Genomic DNA, 13,513 nt, shown 5'->3' with positions numbered 1-13,513 from the left:
GTCCCGCCGGGTCGGTTCGCCGACCGGGCGGATCAGTTGATCACCGGCCATCGTCGGCGGCGTCTTGGCTGCTCAATTTAGTGGTGACATCTTCAGGGGCGTCCTTGATGTTCACTTTGGCGGTCACCGACATGCCCGGGCGGATCCTGCCGCGCAGCGGGTTGTCGGCGGCGAAGGTCAGCTTTACCGGAATCCGCTGCACGACCTTGGTGAAGTTGCCGGTGGCGTTGTCCGGCGGCAACAGGCTGAACTGTGCGCCCGAGGCAGCGAACAGGCTGTCGACCCAGGCTTCGATGGGGGTGTCGCCGTAAGCGTCGAAGATCAGCTCGGCTTTCTGCCCGGGCTTCATGTGGCCGATCTGGGTCTCCTTGAAGTTGGCCTGAATCCAGATGTCTTCATCGGGCACGATCGACATCAGGTAGGCGCCGGCTTGCACGTATTGGCCTTCGCGGGCTGCACGCTGGCCGATCAGGCCGCTGATGGGGGCGTGGATTTCGCTGCGGGTCAGGTTCAGTTCGGCCTGGGCGAGGTCGGTTCTGGCATTGGCGATCTGCGCATCCAGGCGCTTTACTTCGGCGGTCAGCGCGTTGACTTGCTGGCGCTGGCCCTGGGCATCCGCCTGGGCCTTGGCCAATTGCGAACGGGCAATGTGGTTGTCGGCGGAGAGGGTGGTCACCCGCTCTTCCGAGACATAACCAGGCTTGCGCAAGGTCTCGGCGCGGTTCAAATCAATCTGCGAGCGGTCCAGGCTGGCCAGGCTGGACGCGACTTGCGCTTCGCTGGCGGCAATCAGGCTGGCCTGCTGGGTCAGTTTGCTCTGGGCTTGCAGCCGTTCGGCCTCGCGGGTGGCGAGGGTGGCGTTGGCGCGGTCGACAGCGAGGCGAAAGTCGTCGCCTTCGAGTTTGATCAGCAACTGACCTTTCTCGACATGCTGGTTGTCCTGCACCAGCACCTGATCGATGCGTGCGCCCAATTGGCTCGACACGCGGGTGATCTCGCCCTGGACATAAGCGTTGTCAGTGCTTTCATAAAACCGCCCCTTGAAGAACCAATGGGCAAACAGACCCCCGGCAATCAGCAGGACGATCAACAGGAAAATGGACAGGCGACGCTTGAGTTGGGCAGGCATGGGGCAAACTGTAGTCGAGAAATTGCAAGGGAAGTTATCAGCAGGCAAATCTGGCATACAGCCGATAAACGGTAAATGCCATCGGCTGATATTCGCCCATTCACCCCCTCATACGGGCGTTCCAGACGCAACCTTGGCTTAAATGCCCTGCTCACTGGAGCGGGGCGGGTGTCGCCTGTTACCATTCCGCTCTTGTTTGATGTTCTGTTTGAACTTCGCTTTTCATTCTTTTCGAGACATGCCATGACCACCGTCCGCACTCGCATCGCGCCATCGCCTACCGGGGATCCCCACGTAGGTACCGCCTACATCGCCTTGTTCAACTACTGCTTTGCCAAGCAGCACGGCGGTGAGTTCATCCTGCGGATCGAAGACACCGATCAACTGCGTTCGACCCGCGAGTCCGAACAGCAGATCTTCGATGCGCTGCGCTGGCTGGGGATCGACTGGAGCGAAGGCCCGGACGTCGGCGGTCCGCACGGTCCATACCGTCAAAGCGAGCGCGGTGACATTTACCAGAAGTACTGCCAGCAACTGGTCGACATGGGGCATGCCTTCCCGTGCTTCTGCACCGCCGAAGAGCTGGACCAGATGCGCGCCGAACAGATGGCCCGTGGCGAAACCCCACGCTACGACGGTCGCGCGTTGCTGCTGTCCAAGGAAGAGGTCGCGCGGCGCCTGGCCGCTGGCGAACCCCACGTGATCCGCATGAAGGTGCCGAGCGAAGGTGTCTGCGTGGTGCCGGACATGCTGCGTGGCGATGTCGAGATCCCGTGGGACCGCATGGACATGCAAGTCCTGATGAAGACCGACGGCCTGCCGACGTACTTCCTGGCCAACGTGGTCGACGATCACCTGATGGGCATCACCCACGTATTGCGCGGCGAAGAGTGGCTGCCATCGGCACCGAAGCTGATCCTGCTTTACGAGTACTTTGGCTGGGAACAACCGGAGCTGTGCTACATGCCGCTGCTGCGCAACCCGGACAAGAGCAAGCTGTCCAAGCGCAAGAACCCGACCTCGGTGACGTTCTACGAGCGCATGGGCTTCATGCCTGAAGCGATGCTCAACTACCTGGGCCGCATGGGCTGGTCGATGCCGGACGAGCGCGAGAAGTTCTCGTTGCAGGAAATGGTCGAGAATTTCGATCTCAAGCGCGTGTCCCTCGGCGGGCCGATCTTCGACATCGAAAAACTGTCGTGGCTCAATGGCCAGTGGCTGCGTGACCTTCCGGTGGAAGAGTTCGCTGCACGGGTGCAGAAGTGGGCGTTCAATTCCGAATACATGATGAAGATCGCCCCACACGTACAGGGCCGGGTCGAAACCTTCAGCCAGGTCGCACCGCTGGCCGGGTTCTTCTTTGCCGGTGGCGTGAACCCCGATGCCAGGCTGTTCGAGTCGAAGAAACTCTCGGGCGATCAGGTTCGTCAGCTGATGCAGTTGATCCTGTGGAAGCTCGAAAGCCTGCGTCAGTGGGAGAAGGACAGCATTACCGCGACCATCCAGGCGGTGGTCGAGTCCATGGAGTTGAAGCTGCGTGACGCCATGCCGCTGATGTTCGCGGCGATCACGGGGCAGGCAAGTTCTGTGTCGGTACTCGATGCAATGGAAATCCTCGGGCCGGACCTGACCCGTTTCCGTCTGCGCCAGGCGATCGACCTGCTGGGCGGTGTGTCGAAGAAAGAAAACAAAGAGTGGGAAAAGCTGTTGGGCGCTATTGCCTGACACGCTTGATGAAGGGCTGATGGCCATTGTGCGTGCCCGGCGTTGGGCGCGCCGTGGTCCTCAGGCCCCGATTTTCCGGGGAGAGGGCGGTAAGTGATTGTTATGTCGGCAAAAAATTTTAAATTTTTTGAAAAATAAGTTTGACAGGCTTTCGATACGCCCTTAAGATTCGCCCCGTCCTCAGCGATGAAGCCAACGGCAACATCAACGATGAGGGGCTATAGCTCAGCTGGGAGAGCGCTTGCATGGCATGCAAGAGGTCGACGGTTCGATCCCGTCTAGCTCCACCAATTTACACTTCAAGGTCTGGCCACACCGGCCTTGAAGCGATCAACACTCAGCGTTGATCAGATGTACAGAAGGGTTTGCGTCCCCTTCGTCTAGTGGCCTAGGACACCGCCCTTTCACGGCGGTAACAGGGGTTCGAGTCCCCTAGGGGACGCCAGTTTTACAGAAGCGATGTTGCAAGATGTCGCTCCGCCGAGAGGCGAAAAATCCGGGGCTATAGCTCAGCTGGGAGAGCGCCTGCATGGCATGCAGGAGGTCAGCGGTTCGATCCCGCTTAGCTCCACCAATTTACAGTTCAAGGTCTGGCCACACCGGCCTTGAATCGATCAGCTCTCAGCACTGATCAGTTGTATAGAAGGGTTTGTGTCCCCTTCGTCTAGTGGCCTAGGACACCGCCCTTTCACGGCGGTAACAGGGGTTCGAGTCCCCTAGGGGACGCCACGATTACCCGCTCTGCGGGATTTTATAAGGGTCATTCATTTATTGAATGGCCCTTTTGTTTGTCTGGCGTTTGGCCAGATTCCTCCATTTCCAAAAAAACTGTTCTTCAGACCAGCGGTCACGGCCATGACTTGCTAAAATTTATTATGAGAATAATATTTCAATCGTAATATTCGGAGGCAACGATGAACGACAAAAAAGCTCAGACCCGCGAACGCATCCTCAAGGCTGCCAGTGCCGCGCTGATTCAGCGCGGCCCGGCCGAGCCAAGTGTGGGCGAAGTGATGGGGGCGGCGGGCCTGACCGTTGGTGGCTTCTACGCGCACTTCGAAAGCAAGGACGCGATGATGCTCGAGGCGTTCAAGCAATTGCTCGGTCATCGGCGCGACCTGATTGCCGATATGGACGCGCAATTGACCGGCGAGGAGCGTCGCGCGTTGGTGGCGGCGTTTTACCTGTCGCGCAAGCACCGTGATTCCTCCGAATCGGCGTGTCCGATCCCGGCTTCGGTCGGCGAGTTGGGGCGGCTGCCGGACGCGTTTCGTGTCGCGCTGAATGAGCATGTGGAAATCATGGTCGCGCAGTTGGCGTCCAGTCCTGAGGAAACCGATAAAGCCCTGGCCGATCTGGCCTTGATGGTGGGTGGGCTGGCTCTGGCGCGGGCGCTGGGGTCGGGAGAATTGTCCGATCGATTACTGCGCGCCGCCAAATCGGCAGTGCGTTGACCTGAAGGCTGCGGCCTGAGGAGAATGCGATGAGCGCGTTAAAGTGGGTTCGCGGCGTTAATGGCACCTTGGGCTGGGTTGCCCCGCAACTGGTCGCCAGCAAAATGCGATCGGCCTTCATGACACCGCGGGATCTGCCGCCCCGTGACTGGGAGCTGCCGCTGTTGGCGAAGTCCGAGCGGATCACCTTGCGTTTCGGTCTCTCGGCGTTGCGTTGGGGCCAGGGCCCGGCAGTGTTGCTGATGCACGGTTGGGAAGGGCGGCCAACGCAGTTTGCCAGCCTGATCACGGCATTGGTCGATGCCGGTTACTCCGTGGTCGCCCTGGACGGTCCGGCTCACGGTCGCTCGCCGGGCAGCGAGGCGAATGTGGTGCTCTTTGCCCGTGCCATGCTTGAAGCCGCTGCCGAATTGCCGCCACTGCAAGCGGTCATCGGCCACTCCATGGGAGGTGCCAGCGCCATGCTTGCCGTGCAGTTGGGCCTGCGCACGGAAACGCTGGTCAGTATCGCTGCACCGGCGCGGATACTGGGCGTGTTGCGCGGCTTCGCCCGCTATGTCGGGCTGCCCCCCAAGGCCCGTTCGGCGTTTATTCGTCAGGTCGAGAGAGACGTCGGCATGCGCGCCTCGACGCTGGATGTCGCTCACTATCAGCTCGATATGCCGGGCCTGGTTGTCCACGCCGAAGATGACAACATGGTATCGGTCAAAGAGTCGCAGCTGATCCACGAAGCCTGGTTCGACAGTCGTTTGCTGCGCCTGCAAGAAGGCGGGCATCAGCGGGTACTGGCTGACCCCAGAGTGATTGATGGCGTGTTATCACTGCTGGCCGGTCGCCGACTGCAATCGCGCCAATCGGCCTGAGCTTCCGTTACACTGCCCCGGTCGAATCGATATGACCGGGAGTGGGGCATGGGCTGGGATCGGGAAACGCCATTCATCATTGATCTGCAAGTGGACGCCGAGGACATTGACGGGTTGGGGCACGCGAACAACGCGGTCTACGTGACCTGGCTCGAGCGCTGTGCCTGGCGCCACTCCCAACGCCTTGGCCTGGATCTGGTCGAATATCGGCGGCTGGACCGGGCAATGGCGGTGGTGCGCCACGAGATCGATTACCTGGCAGCGGCCTACGAAGGCGATGAGTTGCAGCTGGCGACTTGGATCGTCGATTGGGATCAGCGTCTGAGAATGACCCGACACTTCCAACTGATTCGCCCCAGCGACAATGCAACATTGCTGCGCGCACAAACCACGTTCGTCTGCATCGAGCTGTCTTCCGGCAAACCCAGGCGCATGCCGGCCGAGTTCATCGAGGGTTATGGTTCGGCGTTGCAAGTTCCGGCATGACACGACCCTGTGGCGAGTCTTTCACTCGATAATCCAGTAAACTGCCGCACGTTTTTCCTCGAGTGTGTTTTTCATGCAAATTGCTTTGGCGCCCATGGAGGGGTTGGTCGACGACATCCTGCGCGATGTGCTGACCCGCGTGGGTGGTATTGACTGGTGCGTGACCGAGTTCATTCGGGTCAACGACCAGTTGCTGACACCTGCCTATTTCCACAAGTTCGGCCCGGAGTTGCTCAACGGCGCCCGGACGGCCTCCGGCGTGCCGCTGCGTGTGCAACTGCTCGGTTCCGATCCAGTGTGCCTGGCGGAAAATGCCGCGCTGGCCTGCGAGCTGGGTTCCGAGGTGATCGACCTGAACTTCGGCTGCCCGGCCAAGACCGTCAACAAATCCCGTGGTGGCGCGGTCCTGCTCAAGGAGCCCGAGCTGCTCAACCGGATCGTCGAGCACGTCCGCCGTGCCGTCCCCGCGCACATTCCGGTCACCGCCAAGATGCGCCTGGGCTTCGACAGCCCGGACGGTTCGCTGGTGTGTGCCACGGCCCTGGCCGAAGGCGGAGCGGAACATATCGTGGTGCACGCCCGGACCAAGGTCGACGGCTACAAGCCCCCGGCGCACTGGGAGTGGATCCCACGGGTGCAGGACGTGGTCAAGGTGCCGGTGTTCGCCAATGGTGATATCTGGAGTGTCGAAGACTGGCGTCGTTGCCGCGAGATCAGTGGCGTGGATGACATCATGCTTGGCCGTGGTCTGGTTTCGCGCCCCGATCTGGCGAAGCAGATCGCCGCTGCCCGGGCCGGTGAAGAGGTCGTGGAAATGACCTGGAGCGAGCTACTGCCACTGATCCAGGATTTCTGGTTGCAGGCCAAGGCGCAGATGACGCCACGCCAGTCGCCGGGTCGCCTGAAGCAATGGTTGGCGATGCTGACCCGCAATTATTCCGAGGCGGTAGAGCTCTTCACCGTCCTGCGTCGTGAGACCGAACTGGATAATGTCTCGCGTTTGCTGGGGCTGCCGGTGGCGGAAGCGGCCTGAAGCTTTTGTAAAAAAGCAGAAAACAATCTCTTGAAATGCAATCAGCTGTCCCTATCTAAGGGGTACGCGATGCCGAATTCGGGTCGCGGAGACAAAAAACCTTGCTGATTGTTTTCAGGAGATTTGAACTATGAGTACTGCATTTTCCCTGGCCCCACTGTTCCGTTCCTCTGTAGGTTTCGACCGTTTCAACGACCTGTTCGAAACCGCCCTGCGCAATGAGCCAGGCAGCACCTACCCACCTTATAACGTGGAAAAACACGGTGACGATCAATACCGCATCGTCGTAGCGGCCGCCGGTTTCCAGGAAGATGACCTGGAACTGCAAGTCGAGAAGGGTGTGCTGACCATCAGTGGTGGCAAACGTGATGCCAACGAAGGCGTGACCTTCCTGCACCAGGGCATTGCCCAGCGTGCATTCAAGCTGTCCTTCCGCCTGGCCGATCACATCGAGATCAAGGCTGCCGGCCTGAGCAACGGTCTGTTGAGCATCGACCTGCTGCGGGTGATTCCGGAAGAGGCGAAAGCCAAGCGCATCCCGATCAATGGGGCGCAGAAACCGGCTTTGCAACACTGAGTCATGGCCAGGGGTCGGACTGAGTGAGCGTTACCCAGTTGACTGACATCAAAAGACCCCGACTTGTCGGGGTCTTTTTTTGACTCAAGTCCAGCCGTAGCGCACTAGATGAAAGAAGATCGGCGCCGCAAAACACACCGAGTCCAGTCGGTCGAGCATGCCGCCATGGCCTTCAATCATGTGTCCCCAATCCTTCACGCCGCGATCACGCTTGATCGCCGACATCACGATGCCACCGGCGAACCCCAGCAAGTTGATCAGCAAGGCGATGAGCAGTGATTGCCAGGCAGTGAACGGCGTGATCCACCACAAAGCGCAGCCGATCAGCGAGGCCAGCAGAATGCCGCCGACAAAGCCTTCCACAGTTTTGGAAGGCGACAGCTTTGGTGCGATCTTGCGTTTGCCGAACAGCTTGCCGCACACGTACTGCAGCACATCCGACATTTGCACCACGATCACCAGATAGGCGATCAACAGCAGGTTTCGACCTTCATAACCGGCAATGTCCAGGGTCAGCAGGGCGGGCACGTGAGACACGCAGAACACGGCGATCATCAGGCCCCACTGGACCTTCGAGGCGCGCTCGAGGAAGTGCGTGCTATCGCCGCCCAGGGACGCCAGGATCGGTAGCAGCAAAAACACGTAGACCGGGATGAAGATCGAAAACAACCCGTACCAATCGTAGTAAATCAACAGGTACTGCAGCGGCAGCGCCAGGTAGAAGGCCGCCACCAGTGCCGGATAGTCGCTGCGTCGGGTCGGCATGAGGGTCATGAATTCGCGCAGGGCATAGAACGACACGGTGTAGAACAACAGGATCACTGCAGTGGTACCGAGCCAGAAGGCAGCCCCGATTACCAGTACCATCACCCACCAGGCGTTGATCCGGGTGTTGAGGTTGTCGATCACCGGGTTAGATACGCCCTGGGTGCGTCGTTTGAGTAGGGAACCGATCAGCGAGGCCAGAAGCAGAAACGCGCCAATACCGGCAAACAACATCAATGTTTGTCTGTCCATGTCAGGCATGCTCCTCAGCCAGGCTCAGCAGCGCTTCGCGACTGCGCTCGAGAAACTGCGCCTTGCTTTCTTCTGCGTCCAGTTTCAGCGCGGTACCAAAGCTGATGGTGCACAACAGCGGTAGCGGCAGCACACGCCCCTTGGGCATGACGCGGTTGAGGTTGGCGATCCACACCGGGATCAATTGCGCCTGGGGGTACTTTTTCGCCAGGTGATACAGCCCGCTTTTGAACGGCAGCAGGCCGTCTTCTGGATTGCGCGTGCCCTCCGGGAAGATGATCAGCGAATCGCCGTTTGCCAGGGCATCGAGCATCGGCTGTAACGGGTTGACGGCAGTATCCTTGTGCTCACGGTCTATGAGCACACCATTGAATACGCGGTTGATGATGTACCGGCGCAGGGGTCTTTTGAGCCAGTAATCGGCCCCGGCGACGGGGCGAGTGATGCGACGCAAGCTCGGTGGTAGTGAGGCCCATAGCAGCACGAAATCGCCATGGCTGCTGTGGTTGGCGAAATAGATGCGCTGTACCGCTTGCGGTGCGCAACCTAGCCACAGGCTGCGCGTGCCGGTGAGGAGGCGTGCGGCAGAGATGATGAGGGTGGCAACCACGGGCTCCAGCATGAGAACTCCTTATCCCGCAACGGCCAACCAGGGGCCGGCAATGATGAACACCAGGGTCAACAGGACTTGCGCCGCCACCAGCAATGCCTGGCGACGCAACAGCATGAGGGCGCCAGCGACGCGTTGGCTCCAGGGGCGGCCGGCGCGCTCGGCGGGCAGCAGGTGAAGCGCAGTCAGGGTCTGGTCCAGAGCCTGGGTGCGCTCGCCAAGATCTGCTGGGCTCTGGGCAAGGCGTTGGAACAGATCGGCATCGAAAGCGACCCGCAGTGCCCAGTACTTCTGCCAAAGGCCGAGCAGCAGTAGTCCGCTGCTGCAAACCAGAGGCCAACTACCTGGAGTAGCCACCACGTATTGGCTCAGACCGAGCAAGGCGCCCAGCAAGGTGAAGCCGTTGGAGAGTCGATCCAGCGAGCCACCACAACGCAACAGGCTGGCTGCTGCCTGCAACTGCATATCAATAGACACGGCTGTCCTCCCTGCTGGGCGATAGTTGTTCCAGTACCTGGCGATGACGGGCACCGAGGACAATCCCTGGACGTGCACGCTGGATCAGCGTAACGGCTTCCTCGATACTGGCGGCCCGCCCGGTCTGCAGCAGCCAGGCAGCCAGCGCAGTGGCACTGCGCGAATAACCCAGGGCGCAGCAGACCAGCAACGGCCCTTGCTGGCGCAGGCTTTCGATGGCCAGTGCTGCTTCTTCGCATTGCGCGGAGTCTGGTGCCGTAAGGTCCAGGACGGGCAATGAGCGGTAGGCGACGGAACCTGGGATGAACGAGAGTTCGGCACACAGGTCGAACACTGCAGTAAAGGCGCTGTCCTTGAGTTCCTGGCGAGTCGGTATGCGCCCGAGCCAGACGTTGTCGAGTACTAGATCGGGATCTGGATCCTTGCGGGTCCACAGGCGCGAGTTGACCCAGGCGGCGACCAGATAGGGGGCCAGTAGCCAGCGGGCGGCGGCTGACAGGCGTCCATTGGTGTGCTTCTGAAAGCCTCCTGCGTCCAGCACGGCGTAATTGAGTGCCACCAGCAGCAGCGCCAGCGCCGGCCAGAGCAGCCAGAGCCAGGCTCCCCCCAAGGAAAAAGCCGGGACGGTGAAAGCCGCAGCCCCCAGCAGGTAATACAACGCCAGGTTCCAGCGTTTCCCCCGGGGTGCAAGACGCGCGGTTTGCAGGAGAGAGGGACCCTCCAGCGGCCATAGCCAGACACACAGCCAGCCGAGCATCGCGCCGGTGGGCAGATCGATGAAGTGGTGCTGGTAAGTGGTCAGTACCGAGATCCCGATCAGGGCGAACCAGCCATGCATCACCGTGCGCCAGATGCCCTGCAAGTGCCGCTGATAGCAGGCCCAGAGGATCACCAGCAAGGCGATGTGCAGCGAAGGCGCCTGATTGAACGGCTTGTCAAAGCTGGCGAGGACATCGAACAACCAGCCAAAAACGCCATCCAGTTCCGGTCGGGCGAAAGTGAAGCGCAGCGGCCATATCAGAAAACAACTGACGGCAATCACCTGCGCGGTCAACAGGCGCAAGGCATGGCGTTTCAATTCCTCGCGGCTGCGGGGTAGCAGCAGGGACAAGCCGTACAACAGGTCGATGGACCAGTAAGGGACAATGGTCCAGGCCCAGAATGGCATGTGGTTTTCCCAATCGAACACCAGGCTGCCGACATCGTCGCGTTGGTCTGTGACCCAAGTGGCGAAACCATAGGTGCTGAAGAACAGCGGCGCCAGCAGCAATAGCCAGAGCACTGCCGGTTTGAGCAAGCCAGGCTCGCGTGCCGCCGTTGCAGTGTGCTGCATCACGACACCCGTTGCGCGAGGGCCACGCTGAAGATGCCCCACTCATCGACGCGCAGATCGATCCTGCGAAAGCCGGCGGCCTCCACCAATTGGTCCATTTCCGCCTGGGTGCGGCGGCGCATGACCCAGGCCTGGCCTTCACGGTGGCTGGTCAGGGCGCGGGCTATCAGCTCCAGCTGCGGGTGCCAGGGTTGACCGGTATAGACCAGATAGCCGCCGGGTTCCACAGCGTCGGCCAGGCCGGAGAGGGATGCGCTGACCATTTGGTTGTCAGCGAACAACTCGTACAGACCTGAAACCACCGCCAGCGTCGGCCTGGGCTCCAGTGCAGCCAGGTCGGTGCGGTCGAAAGCATCGCCTTTGACGAATCGTGCGATCCCTTCCAGACCTTTTTCGCGGATCAGCGCACTGCCGTCGCGCACATTGATGTCGCTGTAGTCGCGCAACAGAATCGACTCGGGCAGCGGGCTGACACCCTGCAAGGCTTCGAGAATGTAGCGCCCGTGTCCGGCGGCGATGTCGACGATGCGCACCTCGCTTCCCCGGTCGCGTAGTTGCTGCATGGTCAGGCGCAGCAACTCTTCTACATGTAGTTTGCGTTGGCGAATGCCGCGCCAGCCGATGGAGTTCAGGTAGTTGCGATCAATCAGGCGGCCGACCGCGGACGTACCTGTGGGCGTGTTGCGGTAGACATAGTCCAGGGTACTGCCGGAGTCGAACCCGGTGTCGAACCCCAGCTTGATCCCCGACGACAACTGACTGCCCAGGCGCATGCTGGCGCGGGTCATGCGCCAGTACAGATCGCGCAGGGAGTTGTGCGGCAGCGGTGCGGCCAATGATTCGGATTCGGCGCAGGTCAGGCCCAGGCGATCGGCGGCCAGCAGGGAAGGGCGGGCATTCGGTTGGGCGAAGTTCTGCAGGATGAAGCGGCGTGCGCTGGCGACGGCGGGTCCGCGATGCTTTTCACCCAGGGTGTCGTGGAAGAACCCCGGCAGCACATGTTTTTCCTTGTGCAGGCTGCCCAGGCGATCGAAGAACTGTTCCTGGGGATGGCGATGCACGACGAAATCGGCACCGGAGATCAGCAACTGAACGGGTAACTGAATCGCCTGCGCATCGGCCACGACCCGTTCGGCGGCTTCATAGAGACCGAGCAGGACATTCACGGAAATGGCTTTGGTGATCAGCGGATCATTGTCGTAGCTGGCGACGCGTTGCGGGTCGTGACTGAGGAACTGCGCCTTGACGTAGCTGTTGACGAAAAAGTTGCCGCGCCACTTGCGCATCAGCGCCAGCCCCTGGCGGGCGAAGGGCACATAGAGCTTGACCTTGAACGCTGGCGACGCCAGCACCAGCGAGCGTATGCGTGGTGCGTAATCGTGGGCCCAGGTGGCGACTATCACCGCGCCGACGCTCTGGGCAATCACTGCGAGATTTTCCTCGTCTATCTGGTAAGTCGTTTTAATGTGCTCGCAGAAGGTCTGCACGTCGCGCACGCTGGAAGCAAAGCTCGGGCTGTCGCCGCGAGTGCCCGGCGAGAGGCCATGGCCCCGAGCATCCCAGGCAAAGAAGTCGTAGCCGGGCAAGTCCAGTTCATCCACGAGGTGGGCAATGCGCCCCGAGTGTTCATGGCCGCGATGAAACAACAGCACGGCCTTGCGCGGTTCGTCCGGCGCAAGGATGCCAGGCCAGTGTCGATAAAACAGTTCCACGCCATCATGGGTGGTGAATGTCTGTTGGCGAGCTTCGCGCATTGCCAATTCCTTAGGCTGAAGAGCCGTCTTGTTGTACTTCCTTGAGGCCCTGGCGGACCCGGTTTACCAGGGTGCAGAGCAACAGCACTGCGATGATCGCGAACACCCCATTGATCCAGAAAGCGTTGATCCAGCCCATGGCGATGCCGGCGGCCACGACCCCCAGCACGAAAGCCCGGTCACTCTTGCCCATGGGCCCGTCGTAGCGCCGCGAAGCGCCGATCATCGGCCCCAGCACGCCGCTGTACTCGCTGAATAAAGCAAGCAGTGTCACCAGCAGTACCAGCCCCAGGCTGACATCCGGTACCAGGGCGAAAGGCAGGATCAGCGCACAGTCGGCGGCGATATCCCAAAGCTCATTGAGGTAGGCTCCCAGGCGCGACTGTTGGCCGAATTCCCTCGCCAGCATGCCGTCGATGGCGTTGAGCGCCATGCGCACGATCATCCAGACGGGAACCAGTACAAACACCCAGGGGTGATGCACGAACCCGGCGATCACCGCGCCCGCCAGCACCGAGCCAATGCCCGCCAGCACTGTGATCTGGTTGGCGGTGGTGCCGTTGTCGAACAAGCGTCGGACCAGAGGGCGCAGGAGGTTTTGGAAGGCAGGTTTGATCTGGTAGATGCTGGGCACGTTGATGGGGTCTCGGCCAGTGGCAGTGAGGGAACGGTGATTGAGTGTAGATGGCATCTTGCGAGACAGGAGTGAGGCTGGGCAGCCGCTCGAACAGTGCGGCAGGGTCATTGCACGTGCGTCTGTCGTCATGGCGCAAGATCAAGGGTTCGTCCATGGCGTGGCCAGTCGCACTTGCACAGGTCACCGTCCAGAGCGGAGTTACGCTCCTCCAACAGACCCATCAGACGCGGGCCGTCGCAGACAATCGTCCAGGTGCTGGCGCATTTCGGGCAATCGACCTCATCGCCTTCGCGGGTCATGGCCTGGCCATTGGTCGTGCTGCAGTCCCAGCCCGTACGCACGGTGCCGCCAGCAGTGGTGTTGGCTCCGACGGTGATGTGATGGCGCCTCATGCCTGATCTGTCCTTGTGTGATCTGC

14 protein-coding genes and 4 tRNA genes are annotated in these 13,513 nt (G+C 60.7%); 10 read left to right on the top strand and 8 right to left on the bottom strand.

Annotated features, from left to right (window positions below):
* Positions 1-40 precede the first annotated feature (40 nt).
* Positions 41-1,129: an HlyD family secretion protein gene (locus CAG47_RS00670; RefSeq protein WP_085723005.1), complete on the bottom strand. Its 1,089-nt coding sequence runs from the start codon at positions 1,127-1,129 to the stop codon at positions 41-43.
* A 243-nt stretch (positions 1,130-1,372) separates the two neighbouring features.
* Here CAG47_RS00670 and gltX point away from each other — a divergent pair, with 243 nt between their 5' ends.
* The 10 genes from gltX (at position 1,373) to CAG47_RS00620 (ending at position 7,267) form a co-directional block, all read left to right on the top strand.
* Positions 1,373-2,854, top strand: coding sequence for a glutamate--tRNA ligase (gene gltX / locus CAG47_RS00665; protein ID WP_085723004.1), 1,482 nt, complete (start codon positions 1,373-1,375; stop codon positions 2,852-2,854).
* Between the two features lie 214 nt (positions 2,855-3,068).
* Positions 3,069-3,144 (top strand) — tRNA-Ala (locus CAG47_RS00660).
* 79 nt (positions 3,145-3,223) lie between these two features.
* Positions 3,224-3,299 (top strand) — tRNA-Glu (locus tag CAG47_RS00655).
* Positions 3,300-3,352: 53 nt separating this feature from the next.
* Positions 3,353-3,428: transfer RNA gene (locus CAG47_RS00650), tRNA-Ala, on the top strand.
* 79 nt (positions 3,429-3,507) lie between these two features.
* Positions 3,508-3,583 (top strand) — tRNA-Glu (locus CAG47_RS00645).
* Positions 3,584-3,768: 185 nt separating this feature from the next.
* Entirely contained in the window at positions 3,769-4,308 is a 540-nt protein-coding gene (locus tag CAG47_RS00640; RefSeq protein ID WP_085723003.1) for a TetR/AcrR family transcriptional regulator, read from the top strand.
* A 29-nt stretch (positions 4,309-4,337) separates the two neighbouring features.
* Entirely contained in the window at positions 4,338-5,171 is an 834-nt protein-coding gene (locus tag CAG47_RS00635; RefSeq protein ID WP_085723002.1) for an alpha/beta fold hydrolase, read from the top strand.
* A gap of 48 nt (positions 5,172-5,219) precedes the next feature.
* The gene (locus tag CAG47_RS00630) at positions 5,220-5,657 is read left to right on the top strand and encodes a thioesterase family protein (protein WP_085723001.1); all 438 of its coding nucleotides are present in this window, start codon (positions 5,220-5,222) and stop codon (positions 5,655-5,657) included.
* 73 nt (positions 5,658-5,730) lie between these two features.
* Positions 5,731-6,690 (top strand): tRNA-dihydrouridine synthase, encoded by a 960-nt coding sequence (locus CAG47_RS00625; protein ID WP_085723000.1) that lies wholly within the window; start codon positions 5,731-5,733, stop codon positions 6,688-6,690.
* Between the two features lie 130 nt (positions 6,691-6,820).
* The gene (locus CAG47_RS00620; protein WP_085722999.1) at positions 6,821-7,267 is read left to right on the top strand and encodes an Hsp20 family protein; all 447 of its coding nucleotides are present in this window, start codon (positions 6,821-6,823) and stop codon (positions 7,265-7,267) included.
* Between the two features lie 84 nt (positions 7,268-7,351).
* On the opposite strand, the gene CAG47_RS00615 is transcribed toward CAG47_RS00620, so the two are convergent.
* The 7 genes from CAG47_RS00615 to CAG47_RS00585 all read right to left on the bottom strand — a co-directional run bounded on the left by CAG47_RS00615 (position 7,352) and on the right by CAG47_RS00585 (position 13,487).
* Entirely contained in the window at positions 7,352-8,284 is a 933-nt protein-coding gene (locus CAG47_RS00615) for a phosphatidate cytidylyltransferase (RefSeq protein WP_085722998.1), read from the bottom strand.
* Between the two features lies 1 nt (position 8,285).
* Positions 8,286-8,906 (bottom strand): 1-acyl-sn-glycerol-3-phosphate acyltransferase, encoded by a 621-nt coding sequence (locus CAG47_RS00610; RefSeq protein WP_085722997.1) that lies wholly within the window; start codon positions 8,904-8,906, stop codon positions 8,286-8,288.
* Between the two features lie 9 nt (positions 8,907-8,915).
* The gene (locus CAG47_RS00605; RefSeq protein WP_085722996.1) at positions 8,916-9,371 is read right to left on the bottom strand and encodes a hypothetical protein; all 456 of its coding nucleotides are present in this window, start codon (positions 9,369-9,371) and stop codon (positions 8,916-8,918) included.
* Positions 9,361-10,704, bottom strand: a complete 1,344-nt coding sequence (locus CAG47_RS00600; RefSeq protein WP_085722995.1) for a phosphatase PAP2/dual specificity phosphatase family protein — start codon at positions 10,702-10,704, stop codon at positions 9,361-9,363. The genes CAG47_RS00605 and CAG47_RS00600 overlap by 11 nt, the downstream gene beginning before the upstream one ends.
* Positions 10,704-12,458, bottom strand: coding sequence for a bifunctional alpha/beta hydrolase/class I SAM-dependent methyltransferase (locus CAG47_RS00595; protein ID WP_085722994.1), 1,755 nt, complete (start codon positions 12,456-12,458; stop codon positions 10,704-10,706). The genes CAG47_RS00600 and CAG47_RS00595 overlap by 1 nt, the downstream gene beginning before the upstream one ends.
* Before the next feature lie 10 nt (positions 12,459-12,468).
* Entirely contained in the window at positions 12,469-13,092 is a 624-nt protein-coding gene (locus CAG47_RS00590) for a CDP-alcohol phosphatidyltransferase family protein (protein WP_085722993.1), read from the bottom strand.
* 128 nt (positions 13,093-13,220) lie between these two features.
* Entirely contained in the window at positions 13,221-13,487 is a 267-nt protein-coding gene (locus tag CAG47_RS00585) for a PAAR domain-containing protein (protein WP_085722992.1), read from the bottom strand.
* Positions 13,488-13,513: the final 26 nt, after the last annotated feature.

Origin of the sequence: Pseudomonas sp. R37(2017), from assembly GCF_002113375.1 — a bacterium.
In the GTDB taxonomy this organism is placed as follows: Bacteria; Pseudomonadota; Gammaproteobacteria; order Pseudomonadales; family Pseudomonadaceae; genus Aquipseudomonas.
The sequence above is the reverse complement of the archived record's forward strand: the minus strand, read 5'-3'. Positions and strand labels throughout refer to the sequence as shown.

What these genes read in the sequence shown, in the direction of transcription:
- CAG47_RS00670 (WP_085723005.1), bottom strand. Translation starts at nt 1,129, where the DNA reads ATGCCTGCCCAACTCAAGCGTCGCCTGTCCATTTTCCTGTTGATCGTC.
- gltX (WP_085723004.1), top strand. Translation starts at nt 1,373, where the DNA reads ATGACCACCGTCCGCACTCGCATCGCGCCATCGCCTACCGGGGATCCC.
- CAG47_RS00640 (WP_085723003.1), top strand. Translation starts at nt 3,769, where the DNA reads ATGAACGACAAAAAAGCTCAGACCCGCGAACGCATCCTCAAGGCTGCC.
- CAG47_RS00635 (WP_085723002.1), top strand. Translation starts at nt 4,338, where the DNA reads ATGAGCGCGTTAAAGTGGGTTCGCGGCGTTAATGGCACCTTGGGCTGG.
- CAG47_RS00630 (WP_085723001.1), top strand. Translation starts at nt 5,220, where the DNA reads ATGGGCTGGGATCGGGAAACGCCATTCATCATTGATCTGCAAGTGGAC.
- CAG47_RS00625 (WP_085723000.1), top strand. Translation starts at nt 5,731, where the DNA reads ATGCAAATTGCTTTGGCGCCCATGGAGGGGTTGGTCGACGACATCCTG.
- CAG47_RS00620 (WP_085722999.1), top strand. Translation starts at nt 6,821, where the DNA reads ATGAGTACTGCATTTTCCCTGGCCCCACTGTTCCGTTCCTCTGTAGGT.
- CAG47_RS00615 (WP_085722998.1), bottom strand. Translation starts at nt 8,284, where the DNA reads ATGGACAGACAAACATTGATGTTGTTTGCCGGTATTGGCGCGTTTCTG.
- CAG47_RS00610 (WP_085722997.1), bottom strand. Translation starts at nt 8,906, where the DNA reads ATGCTGGAGCCCGTGGTTGCCACCCTCATCATCTCTGCCGCACGCCTC.
- CAG47_RS00600 (WP_085722995.1), bottom strand. Translation starts at nt 10,704, where the DNA reads ATGCAGCACACTGCAACGGCGGCACGCGAGCCTGGCTTGCTCAAACCG.
- CAG47_RS00595 (WP_085722994.1), bottom strand. Translation starts at nt 12,458, where the DNA reads ATGCGCGAAGCTCGCCAACAGACATTCACCACCCATGATGGCGTGGAA.
- CAG47_RS00585 (WP_085722992.1), bottom strand. Translation starts at nt 13,487, where the DNA reads ATGAGGCGCCATCACATCACCGTCGGAGCCAACACCACTGCTGGCGGC.